The sequence below is a fragment of the Tabrizicola oligotrophica genome (genome assembly GCF_011008935.1).
GTDB classification, from domain to species: domain Bacteria; phylum Pseudomonadota; class Alphaproteobacteria; order Rhodobacterales; family Rhodobacteraceae; genus Tabrizicola_A; species Tabrizicola_A oligotrophica.
Genome location: NZ_JAAIVJ010000021.1, coordinates 21,269 through 29,744 on the forward strand (window position 1 = coordinate 21,269; position 8,476 = coordinate 29,744).

Here is an 8,476-nt window from a genome sequence, read left to right on the forward strand (position 1 = left end):
CGTTGCGTCAGGACCGGATGCCGGCGCGCGCGCCGACCAGTGTCCGTACCGCCCCGAGAAACTCGCCCCCCCGGATCGGTTTCGAAAGAACCATGTCTGCCATGTTGGAAATGCCCATCTCCTTCAGCTCGGCGGCGGTGGAGGCAGAAAACAGGATGATCGGCGTTTCCGCGTTCGGATTGCCCGAGGTGCGCAGCTGCCGGATGAGCCGGTCACCGGTAATCAGCGGCATCTTGCGGTCAACGATCAAGAGATCGAACTTCCGCGCCATGCACTCGATCAGCGCCTCGCGGCCATTTGATACGATGGTAAGCTCAAGCGGGCCCAACGTCCCGAGCATCTGCTGGACAATGGCCTGACTGATTTCGTCGTCCTCGGCCACCAGAATTCGCGCTTGTTCCGTCACGCTCCACCCCGTGAAAACGCCCCCCCGGGCTGAACCGGACCGGTCGCGCCGCACAGCCGCGCAGAGACCTGCCCCTTTGCCAGCTATGCAAAAAGCGGCCGTCGACGCAAGTGCCGCATCGGTCCTGAACTGCACCGGCCGTTGCGGGAGGCTCCGGCCTGCGTGCAGCTTGACGCCTCAGGAGCAAGACGGCGGCCAGCTTCCCCCGATCTGTGCGCGGGCTCACACCGATCGGTCAAAGCGCCCCTCGGCGGTCACTCGGCCAACGCAGGCGGAGCGTCCGACGCCCAGGTCCGGCTCGGGTGCCGCAATCGACCGTTCGGCATCAGGAGAACGGTGCAGCCGCTTGCCGCAATCAGCGCCGTTCCGATCACCGTCCAGACGTCCGGCACTTCGGCGAAGAAGACAAAGCCCCAGAAGCAGGCGAAGATCATGTAACAGTATTCCAGCGCGGCGATGACGGCGGGTTGCGGCGATTTGTAGGCCGTTGCCACGCCGACCGAGATGCCGATCATCAGCACCGCCAGCACCGCGAGGGTGCCCCAGTCGGCAAGGGACATTGACTGCCACGGCGCCAGCAGGAACGGAAAGTCGACGTCCGGCAGCGTGACCCCGGCCTGCAACAGCGCCGCCGCGACCCCGCCAAAGCCAAGAAACGCGACATTCAGCCAAAAGCCCATCACGGCCGGCGGCACCTCCATGCAGTGGGCGCGGGTCAGGATGGCGGCACAGGCGTAGCAGAAGGCGGCGGCGACCGGCAAAAGGACGATCGGCGTGAAGGCCAGGCCGAAGGGCCGCACGATCAGCAGAAGCCCGGCAAAACCCACAAGGATGGCCAGCCATTGCCGGCCCGCGATGCGCTGGCCCAGAACCAGCGCCGAAAGCCCCGCGATGAACAGCGGCGCGGTGTAGAACGCGGCCCCCGCCAGGGCCATGTCGATGAGCGGCAAGGCGGGGTACATCGTCAGATACATCCCGATCAGCGCCAGACAGCGCAAGCCGACCCATCCCGCCCGCGCCACCCGCACCCGTCCGCGCGCCATGACGAACAGCACCGGCAGCACCAGAGCCGACCGCAGCACCCAGATCTGCCAAAGCGAGATCCCCGCGCTCCAGTTCTTGATGATCGCGTCGGTCAGCGCCATGGCAAAGACGGCGGGAAGGATGGCAAAGAGGCCTTGGGGCAGACGGGTCACGGAAGTCTCCTGATGGCGCGGGCGGACCATCGCCATCCCGCGCCGGAAAGGCAAGACGGCCTCAGCCGAAACTTTGCACCGCAGCGCCGATGCGCGCCGGGCTCGGCGTGATGCCAAGGCCCGGCCCGGCGGGAATGCGGATCCGCCCGTTCTCGATGCGGGGGCCGTGCGCGGCGTCGTAGGGTTCGGCGATATAGGGTGCGGCGATCCAGGCACCTTCGAACAGGCGCGGCGCGACGGTGGCGCCGACATGCACGCAGGCCGCCGCGATGATGTCGCCGCCCCAGTTGTCATCGACGGTGTGCGGCAGACCCCGCGCCTCGCATAGGTCGCGCACCGTCAGCATGGCCGAGATGCCGCCGATCCGCGTGATCTTCATGCCGAAGCCGTCGGCCAGCCGGTCGCCGATGGCGCGGGCGACGATGTTCACATCCTCGGTCACCTCGTCGAGATAGACGGGATGGCAAAGCTGCGGCTTGATGGAGGCAATTTCGTCCAGCGTGGCGCAGGGCTGTTCAAGGATCAGCGCCAGGTCGCGCAGGCGCTGCGACAGGAACACCGTGTCCCGCCCGGTCAGGCCGCGATTGCCGTCGGCGGCAAGGCGCGTGCCGGGTTTCAGGACCTCGGAAATGCGGCGGATAGCTTCGATGTCTTCCTCGATGTCGCGCCCGCCGACCTTGATCTGCAGGCGGCGGAACCCCTCGGCCTGCCGCTCGGCGGCCACGCGGGCTTGCTCCTCCGGGGCGGCCACGGCAATGGCATAGTAGGTCGGGACCGTGTCTGACCTCGTGCCGCCCAAAAGGTCACACAACCGGCGGCCATAGCGTTTGCCCGCCAGATCCCAGGCGGCGGTGTCGATTGCGGCCTTGGCATAGTTGTGGCCGTCAAGCGCCGCCTTCATCGCGCGGTTCAACTGTACGATCTGCGTCGGGTCCAGCCCGATCAGTTTCGGGGCCATCTCCGCAACCGCGGCCCGCGCGCCCAAAAGGTGCTGCGGTTGGTAGACAGACCCCAGCGGGCACACCTCGCCCCAGCCGACAAGGCCGGTGTCGGTGACCAGTTCGACCAGCACGCTGGTCAGGCGGGTGATGGCGCTCATCGACATGCGGTAGGTGCCGACCACGGGAAGGTCGGCCTCGTAGACATGGATCGCGGTGATTTTCATGGGCTTGATCCTTTGGGTTCAGAGGGTCTGCGGAATGATCAGAACGATCTTGCCGCCGGTATTTTTCGACAGGAACTCCTGCTGCGCCTCGACAATCCGCTCCAGCGGATAGGTGGCGCCGACATTCGGCCGGATTTCGCCGCGCTCGATGTAGGAGACGAGGTTTTCGAACACGACATCGTCGTAATAGGTGCAGCCAAAGAAGGTCAGATCTTTGAGGTAAAGGTTGCGGACATCCAGTTCGACAATCGGCCCTGCGATGGCCCCGGCAACAGCATAGCGGCCGCCGCGTTTCAGCACCTCAGGCAATTCGGGAAAGCCTGGTCCGGCGGCAATGTCGATGACGACATCGACGCTGTCCGCGCCCAGTTCAGCTACAAGGTTTGCGCCCCGCGCGACAACACGCGATGCCCCGAGCGCCAGAACCTGATCCGCCTTCGCCTTGCTCGAGATGCCGATCACCGTTGCCCCGCGCCGCCGCGCCAGTTGCACGGCAGCCGATCCGACACCGCCAGACGCCCCCGTGATCAGCACGGTTTCGCCCGCCTTGACGCCCGCCCGGTGCAACATGCCTTCGGCGGTTGACCACGCGCAGGGCATCGAGGCGAGTTCGGCATCGGTCCAATCGCAGTTGACAGCATAGGTTTCTGCCGCTGGAGCCTTGGCATATTGTGCAAAACCACCGTCGCATTCCGATCCGAAGGTCCAGCAGGCGAACGGTCCGGTCACATAGGAATGCAACAGGTTCTTGACGATCACCCGTTCGCCAATGCGGGCAGGATCGACGCCCTCGCCCACCGCCACGATATGGCCGCAGCAATCCGCGCCCTGAATACGGGGGAAATGCAGCGCCTCGCCCGTCCAGCTGGCATCGTCATCTTCAGAAGTACCGCCTTCGGCGGTGCTTTCGCGCACCGCCTTGGAATACCAGCCGATGCGGGTGTTGATGTCGGTGTTGTTGATCGCCGATGCGGCGACGCGGATCAGCACCTCGCCCTTTGCCGGCTGCGGCACAGGCAGATCGGTGCGGAATTCCAGCTTGTCGAAACCGCCGTGGCCGGTCAGCACGACGCCGGACATGGTGGCGGGAAAGTAATGAGTCATGGCGGGCTTTCCTGGCAGGTCAATCGGGCGCTATGGAAAGACGAGTTGCTCATTCCGCACAATACTCTTAAAATTCGACTGTGAATTGATTCAAATGCAACTCATGGAGCATGCATGGTCCGGCGCTTCTTCGATCTGCCCTCCTTGACCGGGCTTCAGGCCTTCGAGGCTGCAGCGCGACTCTCCAGCCTGAAGGCGGCCACGGCCGAGCTGAACGTCACTTCAGGCGCGATCAGCCGCCAGATCAAGGCGCTGGAGGGCGAACTGGGCGTGCCACTGTTCATCCGCACCGGCCGCGGCGTGCGGCTGACGCCTGCCGGGACCGAGCTTTACAACACGGTCGCCGCCGGGTTTTCCCGCATCGCCGATGTGGCGCGCGACATCAGGCGCGGCGACCAGTCGCGCAATGTGACCATCGCCACCACCGACACGACCGGCACGATGTGGCTGATGCCGCGGATGCCCGCCTTTTGGCGACGGCATCCCGAGATCACGATCGACCACCAGCTGGCCGAGAACAACCGCGATTTCCGCCCCGAGGAGGTCCAGTTGCGCATCCGGCACGGCATGGGCGGCTGGATCAACGATGTCGCGGAGCCGCTGTTCGACGATTGGCTTTACCCGGTCTGCAGCCCCGCCTTTGCCGCGCGCCATGCCGGGGCCACAGTGGCCGATCTGCCCGACCTGCCGCTTCTGGACATCGACTGGGTCGCGCCGGATTGGGTGACATGGGAACAGGCGCTGTTGCAGGGCGGTCTTCGCGGCCGATCCTTCCATGCCCGCCGGCTGGGCAAGTTCAGCCTTGCCATGCAGGCCGCTGCCGCCGATCAGGGCGTGGCGATCGGCTGGCATCGCATGATTTCCCCGATGCTGGAAAGGGGCGCGCTGGTGCGGCTCACCGATCTGGCCTTTCCGGCCCCCGGAACCTATTTCCTGACATGGAACAAGGGCCATCAGCTTTCCCCGGCGGCCGCGCTGTTGCGCAGCTGGATCCACGAGCAAGCCGCCGAGGAACGCGCGCGCGCCCTTCCCTTCGGCTGACCGCCCGTCCCGCCGCAGCAGATCGCTCCCAGGTCGACGCCCCCCCGGGAACCGGCATCAGGTCGATCAGAGGGCGGGCGCTCCATCATATCGCCCTCTTGCCTGCCCGCGACCGGCGCCGGAAAGTCACCAGTATCCGCATCGGACCACCGCAGCAGGGCCACGACCCTCGCAGCGTCTACAGGACAGGCGTGACCGGCCCTTCACAGGCCGCACCGGCAAACGCCGCACCAGCCGGCAACCGCATTTTCGGGCAAGCGGGGCAAAGTTGGCAAAATGTGCAGCCATTTGTGCAGCAAACCGGATGATTTCGAGCCACCAAGCCCGGCCAGTCACCCTGTCTTGTGGCGATGTTCGATTTCCGGGCGGGGGGATGGCGGAGGAGCCAGTCTGGAGCTATCCCGTCTGCATAGTTCCCTGCAAACAGGGAAAATAACAGCGAAATCCTGCTGCTTTCGGACAAATGACGCGAAGTCCATCGAAAATCCCCACAGCTATTCAAAGACTTATTCGGAATTTCCCTACCGACGCGAACAGGGAACTTTTCGAGCCGAACAAGGCAATTCCTTCTCCGAGCAGGGAAGTGGACCGCAGCGGTGCGATCGCTGCCGATGCGTTTTTGTTCTGGCGCAGATGCCGGCCGAACCCGGTGGTGCATCCCGAGCTCCCAGACAAAGCACGCGATGGCCGGTCCCTTGTTCGGGCAAGGGCTTCAAGCGCGCCATGGCTGATCCGGTGTCGAAGGGTCAGCCATGGCTTGGACATCTTGAGAGAGGCCACACCGACAAGGTCCGAGTGGCTGTCGAGGGCAGCAGGGACTGGTCCGTCAGGCACAGCGCCTGACGTGAGCCTCCTGATGTTTCAGGGGGCTATGTTCTGATTGACCCGGAAAAGGTTGTCTGGGTCGAACTGCCGTTTGATCCTGGTCAGGCGGTCGAAGTTGCTCCCATAATTCGCCCGCACCCGACTGGCATCGTCATCGTCCATGAAGTTGACATAGCCGCCGACCTCGGAATGGGGCGCAACCGCGTCGGAATAGTCGCGGACCCACTTCGTGTTGCGCGCGTCATCCATTGGATCCGGGGAGGCGGAAATGATGACCATGGAGAAGTTTGCGTCGCGATGTCCGAAGGCGGTGGCATCCGGCGCAACCCGGTGGCAGGCGCCGTTGATCGGATAAAGATGCATGGTCGAGCTGGCGTTCGGCGCGTTGGGGCCGTGCTGGACATGGGCCGCGATGGCGTCGTCCGTCAGTTCCTTGACGAAATTGCCCTTCCAGTATTGCCGGATCCCGGTCGGGAAAAGTCCGTCGAAGGCCGCATTGATCGCGGGATAGGGCACTGGCCCTACCATCTCGGCCTTGACTTCGGCAACGTCGTGGAAGGCCTTGAACTGGCGCGGGCCATCGGCCGGATCGCCGGACCAGCAGGCCACGATCGCGGCGAACATGTCGCCGTGCCGGTTTTCCGGGATGAACGGCAGGGGCGGTGCGATCTGGAAGGCGGGGAAGGCGCCCATCTCCTCGGGGGCGGTCTTGATGTAATCGCGGTAGAACCGCAGGACATTGGCCGCCTCGCTGATCTCGTAGAACATCGGCCCCCAATAGACGGTCTTGACCGGCTGGAGCTTGTACTCCAGCGAGGTGCAGACCCCGAAATTCCCGCCACCACCGCGGATGGCCCAGAACAGGTCGGGATTCTCGGTCTCGCTCGCGACAAGCATACGACCGTCGGCGGTCACGACATCGGCCGAAATCAGATTGTCGAGCGAAAGGCCGTGTCCGCGGGTCAGATAGCCGATGCCGCCGCCCAGCGTCAGCCCGCTGATCCCGGTTGTGGAGATCACCCCGCCGGTCGTGGCGAGGCCGAACGCATTGGTGGCGGCGTTGAAGTCACCCCAAGTTGCGCCACCCTCGGCTCGAGCTGTCCTGGCCCTGGAATCGACCCGCACGCCCCGCATTCTTGACAGGTCGATCACCACCCCACCGTCGTTTGTGCCAAATCCCGGGCCACTGTGGCCGCCTCCCCTGATCGACAACTTCTGGCCGTTATCCCTTGCGTAATTGACCGTGGTCATCACGTCGCCAGCGTTCATCGCCCGGACAATGACGGCAGGGCGCTTGTCGATCATTCCATTATGGACCGATCTCGCGGTGTCGTAATCGGCATCGCCTTCAACAATTACCTCCCCGCGCATCAGTCCACGGAGATCACTTGGTGTCTTGGCACTCATTGCATCCTCCTGAATTGCTTGTGGTTGGCCGCCGAATAAGCGGCAGCGTCTTGGAATTGTCAGGTAAGTGGCGGTCGGACACAGACGTGGCAAAGCCACTGCGATCAAGGGAATCGTTCGTCAGCCTTGGTCCCGTTTCCAAGTCTACCACAGTTTCTGTATTCGGAGGAAAATGCGACAAGGCCGCTTGGCGCAGCGCTGGTCATGGACCAAGCGGAACGCGAGGCTGTCCGTCGTCGAATGATTTGGAACAGCCTCGTTGATTTTGTAGCGGATGGCTTGGGCTCATCGGATTCACGTTATGCTGCTTGGCGCTGATGGTTCAAGCGGCGGTTTTGGATGGTTTGGTGTTTGATGCGCCTCCTTTCGGCAAGGATGGTTTCGCCGCGACCAAAGTAGACGTCGGCCGGTGTCAGATTGCCGATGCTCTCGTGGTAGCGACGATGGTTGTAGTGATCGATGAAGGCGGCGACGGCAGCCTCGAGTTCCCCTTCGAAGAAGTAGTTTTCCAAGAGGATGCGGTTTTTCAGGGTCTGGTGCCAGCGCTCGATCTTGCCTTGGGTCTGCGGATGCATCGGGGCACCACGGACGTGTTTCATACCCTTGTCTTCGAGATATTCGGCCAGATCCGCCGCGATGTAGGACGAACCATTATCGCTGAGCAGCCTGGGTTTATGCAGAACCTTGGCGCTGTCGCAGCCTGACGCTGCCAAGGCGATATCCAACGTATCGGTCACATCTTCGGCTCGCATGTTGCCGCAGAGCTTCCAGCCGACGACGTAGCGCGAGTAGTCGTCTAGGATCTACATTCATGCCGCCCCGATGTTAGGTGCAAGGAAAAGGACGTACGCACCTGGCCAGACTGGTCCGAACCCACATCGGAACGCAAACAAGACGCGAGCCCCCCAATGCCTGCTACGACTGTCACGCGTGAAGACCTCTACCGCCTTGTCTGGGAAACCCCGATCACCCGCCTCGCTGCCGGATACGGGATCTCGGGGACCGGCCTGAAGAAGATCTGCGACCGGCTCGATGTGCCCGTCCCGCCGCGGGGCTATTGGGCCAGAAAGGAGGCGGGGCAGCCTGTGGCGCAGTTCAGGCTGCTGAAGCCGAAGGCTGACACGCCGCTATCGGCTGTCATCCACCCGACACCGCCGAAGGAGAAACCCGCCCCTGTGCCAGTGCTGGCGGACGATCCGCGTGCCTGCGTGTTCCACGCGATGGTGGACAGTCAATCCATGGGATGATGGGCGCGGATTCCACGCGAAGGTGGGCAGTCTTTCCACGGGATCGTGGGCAGGTTTGACCGGCAATCAAACGGCATAGGCTCCC

General features: G+C 63.7%; 7 protein-coding genes and 1 pseudogene. 2 read left to right on the top strand and 6 right to left on the bottom strand.

The genetic code is table 11. The features are described 5' to 3' along the window. Positions 1 to 7 precede the first annotated feature (7 nt). The 4 genes from G4Z14_RS17880 to G4Z14_RS17895 form a co-directional block, all read right to left on the bottom strand. On the bottom strand, positions 8 to 406 hold the full coding sequence (locus tag G4Z14_RS17880) for a response regulator (protein ID WP_164628188.1): 399 nt from the start codon (positions 404 to 406) through the stop codon (positions 8 to 10). Between the two features lie 254 nt (positions 407 to 660). Beyond that, positions 661 to 1,602: a DMT family transporter gene (locus tag G4Z14_RS17885; protein WP_321573076.1), complete on the bottom strand. Its 942-nt coding sequence runs from the start codon at positions 1,600 to 1,602 to the stop codon at positions 661 to 663. Positions 1,603 to 1,663: 61 nt separating this feature from the next. Further along, positions 1,664 to 2,767 (bottom strand): mandelate racemase/muconate lactonizing enzyme family protein, encoded by a 1,104-nt coding sequence (locus tag G4Z14_RS17890; protein WP_164628190.1) that lies wholly within the window; start codon positions 2,765 to 2,767, stop codon positions 1,664 to 1,666. A gap of 18 nt (positions 2,768 to 2,785) precedes the next feature. After that, positions 2,786 to 3,871 (bottom strand): alcohol dehydrogenase family protein, encoded by a 1,086-nt coding sequence (locus G4Z14_RS17895; protein ID WP_227751850.1) that lies wholly within the window; start codon positions 3,869 to 3,871, stop codon positions 2,786 to 2,788. 114 nt (positions 3,872 to 3,985) lie between these two features. Here G4Z14_RS17895 and G4Z14_RS17900 point away from each other — a divergent pair, with 114 nt between their 5' ends. Next, positions 3,986 to 4,912: a LysR substrate-binding domain-containing protein gene (locus G4Z14_RS17900; protein WP_164628192.1), complete on the top strand. Its 927-nt coding sequence runs from the start codon at positions 3,986 to 3,988 to the stop codon at positions 4,910 to 4,912. Positions 4,913 to 5,773: 861 nt separating this feature from the next. Here G4Z14_RS17900 and G4Z14_RS17905 read toward each other — a convergent pair. Both G4Z14_RS17905 and G4Z14_RS17910 read right to left on the bottom strand, forming a co-directional pair. Beyond that, positions 5,774 to 7,243 (bottom strand): FAD-binding oxidoreductase, encoded by a 1,470-nt coding sequence (locus G4Z14_RS17905; RefSeq protein WP_321573077.1) that lies wholly within the window; start codon positions 7,241 to 7,243, stop codon positions 5,774 to 5,776. A gap of 200 nt (positions 7,244 to 7,443) precedes the next feature. Further along, positions 7,444 to 7,947 (bottom strand): annotated as a pseudogene (locus G4Z14_RS17910) (transposase); the annotation flags it as partial. 105 nt (positions 7,948 to 8,052) lie between these two features. On the opposite strand from G4Z14_RS17910, the gene G4Z14_RS17915 reads away from it, so the two are divergent. Then, the gene (locus tag G4Z14_RS17915) at positions 8,053 to 8,391 is read left to right on the top strand and encodes a hypothetical protein (protein WP_164628193.1); all 339 of its coding nucleotides are present in this window, start codon (positions 8,053 to 8,055) and stop codon (positions 8,389 to 8,391) included. The last annotated feature ends 85 nt before the right edge of the window (positions 8,392 to 8,476 follow it).

Excerpts from the sequence above, each read along its gene's own strand:
- G4Z14_RS17915 (WP_164628193.1), top strand. The coding sequence starts at position 8,053 with ATGCCTGCTACGACTGTCACGCGTGAAGACCTCTACCGCCTTGTCTGG.
- G4Z14_RS17890 (WP_164628190.1), bottom strand. The coding sequence starts at position 2,767 with ATGAAAATCACCGCGATCCATGTCTACGAGGCCGACCTTCCCGTGGTC.
- G4Z14_RS17900 (WP_164628192.1), top strand. The coding sequence starts at position 3,986 with ATGGTCCGGCGCTTCTTCGATCTGCCCTCCTTGACCGGGCTTCAGGCC.
- G4Z14_RS17895 (WP_227751850.1), bottom strand. The coding sequence starts at position 3,871 with ATGACTCATTACTTTCCCGCCACCATGTCCGGCGTCGTGCTGACCGGC.